The sequence below is a fragment of the Paenibacillus sp. 1182 genome (assembly GCF_017833915.1).
Classification (GTDB): domain Bacteria; phylum Bacillota; class Bacilli; order Paenibacillales; family Paenibacillaceae; genus Paenibacillus; species Paenibacillus polymyxa_D.
In genome coordinates this window covers 64,904-79,692 of the sequence record NZ_JAFICR010000019.1, presented here as the reverse complement: position 1 = coordinate 79,692, position 14,789 = coordinate 64,904, and the positions used below count along the sequence as shown (strand labels likewise).

The 14,789-nt window shown below is 43.2% G+C and carries 12 protein-coding genes; 4 read left to right on the top strand and 8 right to left on the bottom strand.

Annotation, left to right across the window (positions count from 1 at the left end; translation table 11 throughout):
• Nucleotides 1-58: 58 nt before the first annotated feature.
• Complete coding sequence (locus JOD82_RS26940) at nucleotides 59-1,696, top strand: glycoside hydrolase family 13 protein (protein ID WP_069011463.1); 1,638 nt, start codon at nucleotides 59-61, stop codon at nucleotides 1,694-1,696.
• Between the two features lie 7 nt (nucleotides 1,697-1,703).
• Here JOD82_RS26940 and JOD82_RS26935 read toward each other — a convergent pair whose 3' ends face one another.
• From JOD82_RS26935 to JOD82_RS26910, 6 genes are all read right to left on the bottom strand, one after another.
• On the bottom strand, nucleotides 1,704-2,795 hold the full coding sequence (locus JOD82_RS26935; protein ID WP_069011462.1) for a GerAB/ArcD/ProY family transporter: 1,092 nt from the start codon (nucleotides 2,793-2,795) through the stop codon (nucleotides 1,704-1,706).
• A 33-nt stretch (nucleotides 2,796-2,828) separates the two neighbouring features.
• Nucleotides 2,829-4,025, bottom strand: coding sequence for a Ger(x)C family spore germination protein (locus JOD82_RS26930; protein ID WP_069011461.1), 1,197 nt, complete (start codon nucleotides 4,023-4,025; stop codon nucleotides 2,829-2,831).
• 9 nt (nucleotides 4,026-4,034) lie between these two features.
• Nucleotides 4,035-5,651, bottom strand: coding sequence for a spore germination protein (locus JOD82_RS26925; RefSeq protein WP_069011460.1), 1,617 nt, complete (start codon nucleotides 5,649-5,651; stop codon nucleotides 4,035-4,037).
• Nucleotides 5,652-5,834: 183 nt separating this feature from the next.
• Nucleotides 5,835-6,524 carry a metal-dependent hydrolase gene (locus JOD82_RS26920; protein WP_069011459.1) on the bottom strand — a complete coding sequence of 230 codons (690 nt, stop codon included), beginning with the start codon at nucleotides 6,522-6,524 and terminating at the stop codon, nucleotides 5,835-5,837.
• 105 nt (nucleotides 6,525-6,629) lie between these two features.
• Entirely contained in the window at nucleotides 6,630-7,265 is a 636-nt protein-coding gene (locus JOD82_RS26915) for an FMN-dependent NADH-azoreductase (RefSeq protein ID WP_029515311.1), read from the bottom strand.
• A gap of 37 nt (nucleotides 7,266-7,302) precedes the next feature.
• Complete coding sequence (locus tag JOD82_RS26910) at nucleotides 7,303-7,686, bottom strand: tautomerase family protein (RefSeq protein WP_029515310.1); 384 nt, start codon at nucleotides 7,684-7,686, stop codon at nucleotides 7,303-7,305.
• A 124-nt stretch (nucleotides 7,687-7,810) separates the two neighbouring features.
• Between JOD82_RS26910 and JOD82_RS26905 the strand changes: the two genes are divergently transcribed.
• Entirely contained in the window at nucleotides 7,811-10,342 is a 2,532-nt protein-coding gene (locus JOD82_RS26905; RefSeq protein WP_069011458.1) for a helix-turn-helix domain-containing protein, read from the top strand.
• A gap of 476 nt (nucleotides 10,343-10,818) precedes the next feature.
• Nucleotides 10,819-11,469, top strand: a complete 651-nt coding sequence (locus JOD82_RS26900; protein ID WP_039274885.1) for an FMN-dependent NADH-azoreductase — start codon at nucleotides 10,819-10,821, stop codon at nucleotides 11,467-11,469.
• A gap of 371 nt (nucleotides 11,470-11,840) precedes the next feature.
• On the opposite strand, the gene JOD82_RS26895 is transcribed toward JOD82_RS26900, so the two are convergent.
• Entirely contained in the window at nucleotides 11,841-12,125 is a 285-nt protein-coding gene (locus JOD82_RS26895; RefSeq protein WP_141695491.1) for a helix-turn-helix domain-containing protein, read from the bottom strand.
• Nucleotides 12,126-12,721: 596 nt separating this feature from the next.
• Nucleotides 12,722-13,573, bottom strand: a complete 852-nt coding sequence (locus tag JOD82_RS26890; protein ID WP_029515308.1) for an aldo/keto reductase — start codon at nucleotides 13,571-13,573, stop codon at nucleotides 12,722-12,724.
• A 175-nt stretch (nucleotides 13,574-13,748) separates the two neighbouring features.
• Between JOD82_RS26890 and JOD82_RS26885 the strand changes: the two genes are divergently transcribed.
• Entirely contained in the window at nucleotides 13,749-14,243 is a 495-nt protein-coding gene (locus JOD82_RS26885) for a MerR family transcriptional regulator (RefSeq protein ID WP_029515307.1), read from the top strand.
• Nucleotides 14,244-14,789 lie beyond the last annotated feature (546 nt).

Genomic DNA, 14,789 nt, shown 5'->3' with positions numbered 1-14,789 from the left:
TGATGTGACTTGATTAAGATAAAAATACTATTTGTGATTGGAAGGGTTGTAATGAACAATGGAAAATAAAAATTGGTGGAAAGAAATCGTTGTATACCAGATATATCCACGGAGTTTTCAAGATAGTAATGGTGATGGAATCGGCGATTTGAAAGGAATTGTTTCCCGTCTAGACTATTTGCAGCAACTCGGTGTCGGTGCAATTTGGCTATCACCAGTTTGTAAATCCCCTCAGGATGATTTTGGTTATGATATTTCGGACTATCGGGATATTGATCCGATGTTCGGGTCTTTGGATGATATGGGGATGTTAATTCATGAGGCTGGGAAACGTGACATTCGAATCATAATGGATTTGGTGTTAAACCATACTTCCGATGAGCATCCATGGTTTCAAGAAGCAAAAAAAAGTAAAGAAAATCCGTACCATGACTACTATGTCTGGAGAGATGGCGTTGAAGGAATGCCACCAAACGATTTGGGTTCCATCTTTGGTGGTTCAGCATGGGAATGGGTACCCGAGATAGGACAATATTATTTACATCTTTTTTCTGTAAAACAGCCGGATCTCAACTGGGAAAACCCAAAAGTCCGACAAGAGATTTACGAAATGATCAATTGGTGGATAAGCAAGGGTGTAGGCGGTTTTCGACTTGACGTAATTGACTTAATCGGAAAAGAGCCAGATTTGAAAATTACCAGCAACGGGCCGAATCTGCATAAGTATATCAGGGAACTCAGCAAGGAGACGTTTCAAAAAGCTGGAGACCTGCTGACGGTTGGAGAAACATGGGGCGCTACGCCAGAGATCGCCAAATTGTATAGCAACCCGGACGGCAGTGAGTTCTCAATGGTATTTCAATTTGAACATATTAGTTTGGACGAACAAGCGGGGAAAGGGAAGTGGGATCTTAAGCCTCTAGATTTTCTAGAATTAAAAAAAGTGTTGTCTAAATGGCAGACAGAGCTGAAGGGGGATGCCTGGAACAGTTTGTTTTGGAATAATCACGACTTACCCCGAATCGTTTCTCGTTGGGGAGATGACGGAGAATACAGGATAGAATCGGCTAAAATGTTGGCAACCCTTCTTCATGGCATGCGAGGCACACCATACATTTATCAGGGGGAAGAATTAGGAATGACGAATGTTCAATATCCAATTGAAGACTATCGGGATATTGAGTTACTAAATTTCTACAAAGATAGAATTGAGAAAGGATACCCTGAAGACAAAGTTATGGAGTCAGTCTTTGCAAAGGGTCGTGATAACGCTCGAACACCAATGCAGTGGGACGCTTCCAACAACGCTGGTTTTACATTAGGGAATCCTTGGATTAAAGTAAACCCGAATTATAAGGACATCCATGCACAAGAAAGTTTAAATAACCCTGAATCCATATTCCATTATTATCGGAAACTAATCCGATTAAGGAAAGATCATGAAGTGATCATATATGGGGATTATGAGCTGATATATCCCAAGAATAAAGATTTGTTCGCGTACACTCGAACGCTGAAAGGAGCCAAACTACTTGTAGTATGTAATTTTCAAAAATACACAACCCATCTCCCACTTCAGAAAGAGCTGGCAGAGACTAAGCAGCTGCTAATATCCAATTATCCAAGTAACATGTCTGAAATAGAAATGCGCCCTTATGAAGCGAGAATGTACCTTATCGATACACTCCATAAATGAAAAGGTCTCAGCTTTTTAGATTTCTTTTTTTGATGACAATAACCACAAATAGTAACAAAGGGAGAAGAATTTGAAAAATAGGAAACCAGGAATTAAGAACAAATTTTCGACCGATTACCATGTGATGAGTATAGTTAGGCGACAGAAAAGAAAGCCCGTAAATAAGTGCAGCAAGGGGAAGAATCCATTTTTTAAATCCGACTCCGGTTATTTTTTCAAGTCCTATCACTGCACCGTTAAAAAATAAAGACATTTTGATGATCAAGCCAAGAAAAAGAAGCAAGGTGAAAAGGGCATCCATTCGTTCGAACAGATCTGCTAATTCAATCAACTGAACGGTTTCCAAAAGAGGAAGTGTGCTATTGGCGGCGATCTTGGGTCCGAGAACAAAAATATCCAATTGATTAACAAATGTTAGAGCAAGTGCGGTCATTATATAGGCAAAGAAAACGGGTTTTGTGAGATTCCGGCCTTTATGTACAAGCGGATAAAATACAAGAAATAACACAGTTTGTCCGAATGGAAAGGAGATAAGCTCAGGAATAGCGGCTTTAAATATGGGTTTCCATCCTTCCTCTAAAACTGGAAGGGAATTTTCCAAGTGAAAGAGACCAGTTGCCGGAATTAATATACTAATTATGGCGTATCCAAGTACAAAAAAAGGGAAAAGGAACAAGCAAAATAAGAAAAATGCTTTGTAGCCGTAACGAACCGTGTTGGATACAACCACGATTGTGATCAAGATGATGATCCACAAAGGGGTTTGGCGGAGCAAAGTCATTACTGTCACCTCGCCTAAATCGCGTATGTTCCGAGAAGCTTCATATGTAAAATACATCACAAAAAGTAAATTGATGAGTGTACCCACATATTTCCCAGTGTAACGGCGAAACAACATGAACAAATCTAATTCAGGATCTTGATAGTGAATAACAAGATGGAGCTTTAGCAGAAGTAGTCCTGCTAAAGCTCCTATCAACATGACTAACCAAGCATCTTGATTTGCTTCAGCCCCCATTAAAAACAAAGTTGTACTTCCAACTTCAAATAAAGACATACAAATGATCAACTCGGATACTCGGATTTTATTTTGACGCATGGCTTCAATTCACCTCTCCCTGTTTATCTCATTTCACAGTTCGTTAAAAGATTTTTCGAATAATCCTGGACGTGCAAGCTTCATTTTTACATCTATTTTTATATCCATGTTTGCTAACTCTCCAGGCCACGTCTCTTTTATTTTTTTCCAGTCTTTTGGATACTTGTGATGAATTTTATTTCCAATACCGATAAGGTCGATATTCTTTTGCTGTAAGGCTTTCCAGCCTTCCTGAATTTGCGATTTGATCGTTTCTGCTGCTTGCATCTGCAATTGATGTGTACTTTGCATATTTTTCATTTCTCTTTGGGAAGAGGCTGACAGAAGATCACCGGTAGCTTTAACGTCAACGTTTAGGTAATAATGATTTAAATTCTTGATTGGCGTAGCCTTAATCTTGGCTTTCCGGATGAGGAAAGCGGACGTAACATTTCCATCCACATAGTTTACAGTAGTGTTTTTAATCTGGTTGTTTAACCATGAAACCCCCATACTTTCCTTTTCATTTAGGAAGCCGACTCTCTTGTCTTTCTGAAAAATGCTTAAACCCGATAACTTGAGTTTACTTTTGGCGGAGGTTTCCTTGAAAACATCAACAGAGTTTAGTTTCTCCGGCTCTGAACCCTCAAGAGATATTTCTGGAACTCCGGCTGCGCCACTATCGGAGCTAATTTTCGAAATAAATTCATACATGGATATTGCGGGGTAGATTGATCCTAATTTGCTATCTCTTTCTATAATCTTTTCTAAAGCTTGACCAGGAATTTTCTCTGGTGGTACAAGCTTTTTTAAAAAATCACGAGCCTCTCCGTTGGCAATGAATACTTTTACAGTTTCTCGTGAATCAAGGTTGCGGAGGTAAATATCAATAATCTCTTCAATGCCTTGTTCTGCTGCTTTTTTTCCAATAACGAGTATATTATTTTGGGCAAAATATAGTTTACGCGGGTATTCCAGGCTACTCTTCGTAACGGTTTCTCTCAATGTTTTTCCATGTGTAGAAAAGGTATGTACAGCGCTTTGCGATGCCCCGGTGGAAGAACCACCTGATCCAGTCGTCATAGCTGATGGAATTATGATTTGATAGGTATTGATCCAGTCGCCCTTATGGCCATCAATTCCAGTTGCTGTTGTGATGGCTAATTCGTTCAATTCTGTACGATCTACGCACCCTGTAAGTAATAACCCTGCAATAAACAGAACATAACTAACTCTTAATTGCCGCACCATTGATCTCTCCTATTTTTGGGTATCAGACTTGTCATTATTTTTGATTTCATCCGAACTAACAGGGTATTGGTGAGCTGCCTGTCTTGTCTGGTTATGGCCTGATTTTTCGCTAGGTCTGGTTTTCATAGCCCACCACGGAGCTCTGATGATAAGGTCCTTCATATTAGATTTAAAGGTGGGGCTGTAGGGCACAAAATAATCAACTCCGAATGATTTGAGAGATACAAGATGAACAAGAAGGGGGATAATTCCTATCAGAATACCGAATAAGCCCAGAGCCCCCGCCAGTAGCATAAGTGCAAAACGCAACAACCTGACTGCTGAAGCCATACCAAAATACGGGATGACAAAGTTCGATATAGCAGTGAAGGCAACAACGATAACCATTGCACCTGAGACCAGTCCGGCTTGCACCGCTGCCTGCCCGATAACCAGAGCTCCTACAATGGAAACGGCTGGTCCGATGACCCGTGGCATTCGCACACCTGCTTCACGAATCACTTCAAACATCAATTCCATCATTAATGCTTCAATTAATGCAGGAAAAGGAGTTCCTTCCCGTTGAGCCATCAGCGTAATTAACAGCGTGGTGGGGATCATTTCCTGTTGGAAAGTCGTCAAGGCTATAAATAGAGAGGGAAGCAACAATGAGACTAGAAAAGATACCACACGAAGAGCCCTTAAAAAAGTTGAAATGTCATATCTCTGGTAGTAGTCTTCGGCCGTTTGAAAGAAATTGAAGAAAGTTACAGGTGCAATCAGAGCGAATGGCGTCCCATCAACCAGAACAGCTACTTGTCCGTCTAAAAGGCTACCTGCGACAGTATCCGGACGCTCTGAGTTTAGCATGGTGGGAAAGAGACTAAGTGGTTCATCCTGTATGAATTCTTCGATATAGCCACTTTCAAGTATGCTGTCTGTATCAATGGATTGAAGCCGTTTTGTAATTTCCCGTATTACTTCTGGATTAGCGACATTTTCAATGTAAGCTAATATGACTTTAGTTTGTGTATATCGTCCAATAACGTGACTTTCAAATTTAAGGTCAGGTGTCCGCAATTTTCTTCTGATCAGTGTAATGTTAGTTGAGACATCCTCTGTAAATCCTTCTTTAGGACCCCGTACTACGGTCTGAGTACTGGGTTCCTGAATAGCCCGTCTTACTCCGCCTGCGATGGAAACTGCCAAAGCATAGTTGTTTCCGTTGATGACAATGACAGCATTCCCGGAGAGAATGGCTTGATATACCTCATTTTGCGAATGTATCATTTGAATATTTCCTGCTGGAATTGTCTTCTTTAATAGAGAGACCGTGCTATTTTCACCAAGCTTAGAGGAAGATTCAGAGAGTTTTTCTGTAATTAAACCTTCCATTAAATCGGAAAGTAAGTTTTGATCAATTAATCCCTCGATATAACATACTGCGAGATGACCGGCATGGGCAGGATTTTCGGAAAAATTACGAATGATAAAATCAGGACCTTGTCCGAGTTTCGATTTGAGTAAAGACAGAGTTTGGGGCAATGACGGATTAATGGGGTCAGTTGTTTGCTGATTGGACTTTTCACTATCTTGTCTACGCCTTCTTTCAGGTCTCAGAACGTTTCTAAACCAACCTAACAACACAAGTTAACCCCCTTGCTTTATTGATAAAGCATATTTTATCCTCTAAGACCTAAAATATACTTCTTAAGAGCAGTTGATTCCAAAGTTAACCATTAAAATCTAAAAAATCAAAAGCGGGCGCCGTCCAACAGACGAGAGCGCCCGCTTTTGATTTTTTGGAAATAACTAAATTCAACTAGCAGGTCAGGGAATCAACTCGAGCCCTTCTCCCGGTTCCAACACTTTCCCTACCCCTTCCTTTAGAAGCGAGGCGAAGTAGTGAGGGTCTTGTTTGATATGAGGGAACGTATTGAAATGGATCGGCACAACTTGTTTCGCTTGAAGCCATTCAGTTGCCAGCGCAGCATCTTCTGGACCCATAGTATGGTTGTCTCCGATCGGCAGAAATGCCAAATCGATATTGCTGAGTTCTCCAATCACCTTCATATCGTAGAACAAACCTGTGTCTCCTGCGTGGTAAATCGTTCTGCCCTCTGCTGTGAACAGAATCCCTGTAGGCATTCCCGTATAGATGATTGTTTTAGTCTCCAGATTAACGAGGCTTGAGCTATGAAAAGCCTGGGTTAATTTCACTTTTCCAAATTCGAATTGATAAGCTCCCCCAATGCTCATGGCGTGGGTTCGTACACCTTGCCAACTGAGAACATCCGCTAGCTCTGCCGATGCGATTACCAGCGCGTCATTTCGTTTTGCAATTTCCACAGTATCTCCAACATGATCCCCGTGGCCATGGGTCAGAAGGATTACATCAGCCTGCACGTCGGCTGCTTCCAGATCGGTGTTGGAGTTGCCTGTAATAAAAGGATCAATAAGAATAATTGTGCCATGGGTTTCGATTTTTACAACGGAATGTCCATGATAAGATACTTTCATTTTTCTTCCCCCTTGGTCAAATCGGCGGTGCCGGGTTTATTAATGTGATGTAACAAACCATTGCCACGATATTGACTAATCTCCAATCGCTATCGAAACATACTCTTAGAAATTCTTCGCAGCATTGCGCGCTTTTTCAATTGCTTCGGCTTTGATTTGGGGAGCGCGGTCTCCCGCCGTGGACAGACCTTCCACAAATAGGCTATCAAAGTCTGTTACGCCGACAAAATTCAAAACCGTCTTCAAATGACGGCTTCCATTCTCGCGTTCCGCCACAGGACCTTCCGAATAGATGCCGCCGCTAGCTTGAATGTGGAATGCTTTTTTGTTATGCAGCAGTCCAACGGGGCCATTCTCCGTGTATTTGAATGTTTTGGCTCTGACGCAAAAGGAATCAATGTATGCCTTCAATACCGGAGGGTAAGAAAAGTTCCACATGGGTGTAACGAACACGTACTTGTCCGCAGTGACAAACTCTTCGAGCAAATGATTCAGTTGGGTTATTTTTTCTTGATGCGCGGCAGTCAATTGATCAAACGATGCTCCCGTTTGAAGCTTGCCCCATGCCTCCAATACATCTGCATCGATATGCGGAATGTCTCGTTGATACAGATCTACGTGCACAATCTTATCTTCTGGGTGACTTTCTTGATAGGCTTGTACAAATTGCTCGCCAACGGAAAGGCTGTAAGATGCTTCAGGATTACCAGGATGCGCAGTGATATAAAGAATAGTCGACATAATTATATTTTCTCTCCTTCTTATATAAAATTACGATTTAAACAATAAAAGGGGCGATGCCGTTGCCATAAGACCAGTTGTCTTTCGTGACTTCAATTAAATTGATAAAAACATCCTCGGTTCTAATGTTGCACTGCTCATGCAGTTGTTCAGCTAATGCCGCATAGAACTCTTTTTTTACTTCAGACGATCTGCCGACATTCAAAATGATTTGAACGATGAGAAATCCATCGCTTCTTTCAATGTCCAGACAGTTTGGATCAAAGTTGAAGTTCTCTCGGTTGTGTTCCTCGATAATCAAAAAACGATCATTTTCAGGCACTTGCAGCTTGTCCACGATCGTTTGCGAGACGGCCTCTTTAATACGGGCTTTAGCTTCGCTCGAACGTCCTTCCAACGTGACGATACGCGTTAAAGGCATGTAGATTACCTCCTCTTTTTGTTGATATGCTTTATTCTATCTGTTAAAATCCAGAACACGAATGTACATGAGTTCGTGTTAGTTCGTGTCAGAGATGCTCAAACTATTGAAGCCAGGTGATAAGATGGAAGACGAAAAATCTTTGAAAGATTGGCCCCATGATTGGATTAAAAAAATTCGTTCCAGGCCCGCTAGACATAACCTTTCCAAACGAACACGGCAAGTTGACTTGGCAAGGCAAGTTGGCGTCGATCCACGAACCGTTCAACAGTGGGAGAACGGAGATCGTCTTCCCAGCGTTGGCAGCCTCAAACGTTTGATTCAAGTCTTTTTGGAGGAAGGACTCTTCCTGGAGGGAGCCCAGCGGAAAGAGGCTGAGGAGCTTTGGCTTGCAGTAAAACGCTTTTCGGAAGTGCGCTCTGCAACAAAACGGGAGTTTCCGGATTTTGATGTCACTTGGTTTGAAACCGTTGCTTCGTTCGAAGGTTCCGCGCAGGAAGGTCGGGTTGCCACGCAAGCCGTTTCACTTGCAAGGCAAAGTCAGTTACCGAAGCCTCCTTCTCTCTTTATAGGAAGAAACCAATCCATGGCTGACCTGAAAGAACAGCTGAAGTTCCATTCCCTTGTGTCAATCGTAGGACCCGGAGGGATAGGGAAAACATCACTTGCTGTTCGAGTCGCTTCAACGCTTGCTGAAACGTATCCGGACGGTATTTGGATGTTCGAATTCGGCGCCGTAAAGGATCATCATTTTTTGGGCCAGTATCTGTTATCCACTATGGGACTGCAAAATCAAGGGAATCGAACTGATCTCCAAACCATATTAGATGTAATCTCCGAGAAAAGAATGATGTTTATTTTCGACAACTGCGAACACATCATTGATGCATGCGCGGCTTTAGCTGAATCACTCCTGATGGCTGCGCCAACACTAAGCATCATGGTCACGAGCCGAGAAGCCTTGAACATTTCGGGGGAATACGTCTATCGGATTCCCCCGTTATCCTTTCCAGGTGAGGAGTATTCGCTGGAGGTGCTTTCCGAAGAAGAAATCAAGGAATTTGAAGCCGTGCAACTGTTTATGGAACGTGCGCTTTTGGTTGCTCCTAAGCTTCAACCCACGCTGGCAAACTTGCAGCTTGTAGGTGCCATATGCAAAAAATTAGAAGGGATTCCGTTAGCCATTGAGCTTGCGGCTTCCAGAATGAGTATGTTGACATTAGAACAGATGGAAGAACGTCTGGCGAGTCTGCTGACATTATTGACTGCTGGAAAACGAAATGCTGTGCCTCGGCAAAAAACGCTGAAATCTACAATCGATTGGAGCTACGATCTACTAACCGGCAAGGAGCAACTGCTTCTGAGAAGGCTCAGTGTATTTTCGGGAGGGTTTACGTTGGAGGCAGTGGAGCGGATCTGTAGCTGCGAACCCGCATTGCCCACCCGTGATGATAAACTTGCTCGGGAAGATATGCTTGATCTGTTATCCGGACTGGTCAACAAGTCACTCGTCTCAATTGAAACCAGTGATGACTACCGCTATATCCGTTATTTCATGCTGGAAGCCATTAAGGAATATGCTGGCGAGAAGATGCGGGAAGAAACTGACGGCCGTAACAGACATGTTCTTCTTGAACGTCATGCTCAATATTACAGCCAAATTTTGAATCGTGCCGAGGCCAAGTTCAGGACTCGCGAGCGTGATGCCTGCCTTGATGAAGTGAGACGAGAATATGCAAACCTGCGCTCAGCCATGCAATGGTGTTATCAGAATGATGCACATACCAACTCAATTGGATTTCATATGGTTTCAAACCTTTACTGGTTCTGGCTTCATGAAGGCAGATTAAAGGAGGGGATTTTTTGGCTTAATCGTTTTCTGGAAAGTACCGTTCATAAAGAACTGCCTGGTGGAGATTTTGCCAAAGCATTGCATGGGCGGGGCGTCATTCAATTGGTTCAAGGAAACGTTGAAGAAGCCATGGTTTCAGCTGCACGCAGCGCTGAGCTCGCCCGTGATCTGAACCATTCTGCACAATTAGCCTCTTCTCTTCGTCTCATGGCATTTATTTATATCAACCAGCTACTTTTGAAAGATGTCGAGCCTCTCGTTAAGGAGAGCGTTGATATTGCCAGGAAAACGAAGGACATGTGGAATTTGGCGGCTTCGTTGCATGCTTACGGAAAGCTAAAGCTGGAACAAAAGGAGTATCATGAAGCATCCATGCTTCTAAAAGAGAGCGTGTACTTCTTCGAATCGGTTCAGGATAAATGGGAAGTACCCGGTCCGTACGAAAGCCTCGGTTATGCTGCCTTGAAACTTGGGCAGACCGATCAATCCATTGAATGCTTCAAAAAAAGCATTGCGATCAGCCAAATTTACAAAGGGACATGGATTCTCTCTCGCGGAATAGAAGGGTTGGCTATAGCTTTATGGGCAAAGAAGGCTTATCCAGAAGCGGTCATCCTTCTGAGTGCTGCTGAGAAATGTCGCGAAAGCTTCGGAGCTGCTGCCGTTCCGAATTTTCCCGTGGAGCATAATGCAGTGCTTCTTGATCTTCAACATGTTTTAATTGAACAGGAAATACGCGATATTTGGAACAAAGGAAAGAGTCTAACGAAAGACCAGATTCTCGCATATTCTTTAGAAACTTAGGTGTGATAGCCTCCCTGAAAATCTGATCGTCCAAACGATGGACAGCCTCATTGACAACACGAACAAGGTGATAGTACAAAGAAACCGTTCCTTTCGTAAATGGTGGGTCGCACTTCCATTTACCAAGACGGTTTCTTTTTGTTTTACATCTTTGAGAAAAGCGGTCTTCCTGTGGGGTATGCAGTTTATGAACGACCAATAAAAGTCAAAAAATTGGTGTCTGCATTTCAAGATCCCTCTTGACACTCATTTTTTTCTGTAACTATAATGATTACATTAAAAAGGGAGTTAGTAATGATAATATTCAGCGGATTTTCAATAGGACTCGAAAAAGTTCCACTGCTGAATGTTTACCAGACAGTGGAAGTCATGGAGTAGGGGAAGCTCTTTCATATCCACGAACAGCATAGCTAGAATTGCTATTAATAGCATTGTATCCTCAATTATTTTAATCATAACATAGGAGTGGATTTATCATGGCAACTGTATTGTACGTAACCGCGCATCCTTTAAAAGACGGTACATACAGCTTATCAGTCGGCAAACAGTTTATCGAAACCTATCAGGAGGCCAATCCAGGAGATGAGGTCATTCATTTGGACCTGTATCGCATGGATCTTCCGCAAATCGACGCCGATCTTCTAAGACGCTGGGGGCAGCCACCAAGTGGTCTTTCTTTCGATGAACTGAGCGAGGGATCGAAGGTCAAAGCGGTGCGAATGCGCGAGATTGCGGACCAATTCATGACTGCGGATAAAATCGTCATTGTCAATCCGGTATGGAATTATTCTTTCCCGTCGGTTCTGAAAGCGTACATTGACGCGGTTATAGTTCCGGGAAAAACTATTAAGCGAGCCGATAATGGGCTGCGGGGTTTGTCCGGTTTGATTGGGACGCAGCAGGACAAAAAAGTGATGCACATTCAGGCTTCCGGCACGGTTCTCTCCCATGGGAAGTTCAAAGATGTAGAGTACAGCCATAGTTATGTAAAAGCTATCATGAATTTACTGGGCATTGACGATGTGCAGGCTATCTTTGTTGAAGGTATCAGTGAGCAGCCGGACCAAGCGCAGAGCATAAAGGAATCAGCAATCCGGCAAGCCATATTGGCAGCCAAAGCGTTTTGATGTGACAGCCTAAAGAAAAAGCGGAAAAATTCCAGGATTTTTTTTCTGGTTTTTCTTTCTCTTTTTTGACCATGATGGGGGATTGTATTGTTGTTACACCTGATGTACGTTACCCAAATAAGTTGCATTATTACAATCCTTGATACTTAAGGCAATTCCTTTGTTTTGGCGGCCACAATGCGGTCATCATTATGGAGCGCTATGAGCCATAAGTGGAAATATAATGGTTAAACCCCAGGGACCTTATCCATCTGGAAGAAGCTCTGAGGTTTTTTGTTATTGAGCAGGGAGGCCTTGCCTGTAGTAATACGAAGCGGTCTCAAAATCTTTTTGGTGATAATAAGCTTCAGCTATAAGGATATACAATTCACTCATTTTTTTGTGCGCTTGCTTTTGTTATTGAGTTGGGCTTTTAAATCAGCTTCTTCCTCTGTGATTTCTATACTCTTTATTATGTTTAGAAACTCATTTAACAAATTGCTTTCAAGATATTGTTCCGCCCTTACCAATTGAGTAGGAATGGAGGGAGGAGGAGAAACGGTTTCCGAAGCCACTTCTTCTAAGAGAAAAGTAATAGAGCAATTTAATCGCTCCGCAAGCTTGCTAATGATCTCAAAAGAGGGCATCGCATTTCCTTTCTCAATTTGACTAATCAATATCAGATGATGAATTCACCCGCAGCTGGTTAGCAGCAGGGATAAGCAAGGATTATGCTGAGATCATGACCGGACTCGACCGTAAAATTCGCGAGGAAGGAGCGGAAGATCTAAGTACTGATACTGTAATGAGGGTGACTGGGAAGGCGCCTGTCTCCTTCCAACAATTTGCACAGAGACACGCAGGAATCTGGATGCGGGAATTAGACAGTACTATGACATTTTAGCCAAACTCAAACAGCGTGCACCAAGCTTGGAAAATTCCCTTGGAATCCTCGGCACTTCGCGTAGATATTTGTGTGTCCCAGCTTCCAACTGACAAAACCGAAAATATCTAGTTACGAACACAAGCTGAGAATTGCGCTAACAGAGATGCTCGTTGAATAAATTAGTCTAAATCTTCTATTAGAAACAGACTAGAATTATTGCTTTAATAGGGGGGATTATGATTAAGCGAAAGGTGGCATCTTATAAAGCGGAAAAGCGAATCCAAGGGTCAATTCAAGTAAAGAAAGGACAGGGTTCACTTTAAACCGCTCTGCCCTTTCTTTATAGATGAGGATAAACGAGTGATAAGTTTATGGTTCGATCAAGGTTTACAGATCGATTCTCCAGTTGCCCATCATCTTGGCGACTTCCGGGTCGCGATACGATAAGAAAAGACTTTCCCGCGTATCGAGGGCCGAGATTTGTTCGATATCATCCGCGCTCAACTCAAAATCGAAAATGTCAAAGTTTTCGACGATCCGCTCTTTTCTCACCGATTTTGGAATTACAACGACTTCACGCTGAACAAGCCAGCGCAATACGACCTGAGCGACGGACTTGTTGTATTTTTCTGCGATCGAGAGCAACACTTCGTTTTTGAACATGTTGTTAAGTCCCTCAGCGAATGGGGCCCACGACTGGTGTTGAACTCCGTGCTCTTTCATAAAAGCTGCGCTCTCTGTTTGCTGGTAGAACGGGTGCGTTTCGATCTGGTTGACGGCGGGTACGATTTCGTTATGAACGATGAGGTCCATCAGGCGGTCGGGTAGGAAGTTGCTGACACCGATCGCCCTAATCTTGCCTTCGCGGTACAGGTCTTCCATCGCACGCCATGCACCGTAGTAATCGCCAAATGGCTGGTGAATAAGGTACAGATCGAGATAGTCGAGTTGAAGCTTCTTCAAGGATTTGGCAAATGCGTGCTTGGTACTCTCGTAGCCGGCATCCTGAACCCAGAGCTTGGTCGTGATGAACAGCTGCTCACGCGGTACGCCGCTGCGGTTAATCGCACGACCGACCGCTTCCTCATTCAAATAACCGGAGGCGGTGTCGATCAGGCGGTAACCAGCCATCAGCGCTTCATATACAGCGTTCTCGCATTCTTCAGCATCTGGAACTTGGTAGACACCAAAGCCGATGATCGGCATTTTCACACCATTGTTTAATGTTACGGTTTGCATTGTATTTCCTCCCATTGTCCAAATGTAAAACGCAAACGGCCGCAAAACTCGGAAATCGGGCACCTCAGTGGGCTTCCGCTTACGGTCGACTTGCATTACAATAAGCCTAACGCCTTCGTGTTACACGAAGTCAAGCCATCTTCAAAAATTTTTATTTTTCCAAGGAGGATTCCACATGCATACAGTCAAAGAAGCTGCCCAGATAACGGGACTCACCGAGCACGCTGTACGCTTTTACACGGATAAAGGCCTGGTACCAAGCGTACAGCGCAATCAAAACAACATTCGGATGTTCGACGAAGAATCGATCAACTGGTTGCATGGCGTCAAATGTCTCAAGCAATCCGGGATGCCGATTGAAGTCATTAAAATGTACGTCGATTTCTGTCTCGAAGGGGATTCGACCATTCCGCAACGCTACACACTCATGATGGAGCATAAGGAAGCGGCGCTCATTAAGCTCGAAGAAGCCAAACAGCACGTTGCCCATTTGGAACAAAAAACGGCTCTATATCAGGCCATTCTGGAGCACCGCTCTCCAGACACGACCAATCCTGGCAACTGGGATAAAATTCAGCATATGCATAGTGACGTTTTTTACTCGCCCTCTGTTCGGAAGGCTAGAGATCTACGTGAGACACAACCACTCGAAGAAAATCCTCTGTTTTAAATTCCTGGTTGGCTTAGGATGAACAAGATTCAGAACAGTCTAGATTGGACTAACGAGAGACGATAACTTAATCATAACGAGAAGGCAGCAGGCCAAATGGACCCATTGCCTTCGTTCAAATCCTCTGTTTTTACACTAAATAACAGCACTGAACGCATCGTAAAAGATCATAAAATGGTAGCGTTGTTTCAAACATGAGTCGAACCGTCTGGGTAACTTAGTTCTCGGACTGATCTTCCCAATGTATGTATTTACCTTTTTGCGGGATCAGTCGATCAGCTAACGCACTTTCGGGAAAGCTTTCTATGCATCGTATGTACACATGATTAAAAGGAGGGCAGCACCCCACGCCAGCGGTAGAATTGACTACTACAGAGATTAGAATGTAAAGAAACGTAAGTCTGAAATAACAAGGGGCAGACTGAAAGATTTAATGGAACTGCGTCCAAGACTTAAACAGGCACAGTATGCAAAAATACTTGGGCTAAGCCGATTCAGTGTCTCACATCATATGAGAAAATTCAGAGAAGATTCAACTTGTGAATA

Bases quoted from the DNA above. Each gene is read 5' to 3' on its own strand.
- JOD82_RS26890 (WP_029515308.1), bottom strand. From the start codon at position 13,573: ATGCAAACCGTAACATTAAACAATGGTGTGAAAATGCCGATCATCGGC.
- JOD82_RS26905 (WP_069011458.1), top strand. From the start codon at position 7,811: ATGGAAGACGAAAAATCTTTGAAAGATTGGCCCCATGATTGGATTAAA.
- JOD82_RS26915 (WP_029515311.1), bottom strand. From the start codon at position 7,265: ATGTCGACTATTCTTTATATCACTGCGCATCCTGGTAATCCTGAAGCA.
- JOD82_RS26885 (WP_029515307.1), top strand. From the start codon at position 13,749: ATGCATACAGTCAAAGAAGCTGCCCAGATAACGGGACTCACCGAGCAC.
- JOD82_RS26935 (WP_069011462.1), bottom strand. From the start codon at position 2,795: ATGCGTCAAAATAAAATCCGAGTATCCGAGTTGATCATTTGTATGTCT.
- JOD82_RS26900 (WP_039274885.1), top strand. From the start codon at position 10,819: ATGGCAACTGTATTGTACGTAACCGCGCATCCTTTAAAAGACGGTACA.
- JOD82_RS26910 (WP_029515310.1), bottom strand. From the start codon at position 7,686: ATGCCTTTAACGCGTATCGTCACGTTGGAAGGACGTTCGAGCGAAGCT.
- JOD82_RS26940 (WP_069011463.1), top strand. From the start codon at position 59: ATGGAAAATAAAAATTGGTGGAAAGAAATCGTTGTATACCAGATATAT.
- JOD82_RS26930 (WP_069011461.1), bottom strand. From the start codon at position 4,025: ATGGTGCGGCAATTAAGAGTTAGTTATGTTCTGTTTATTGCAGGGTTA.
- JOD82_RS26920 (WP_069011459.1), bottom strand. From the start codon at position 6,524: ATGAAAGTATCTTATCATGGACATTCCGTTGTAAAAATCGAAACCCAT.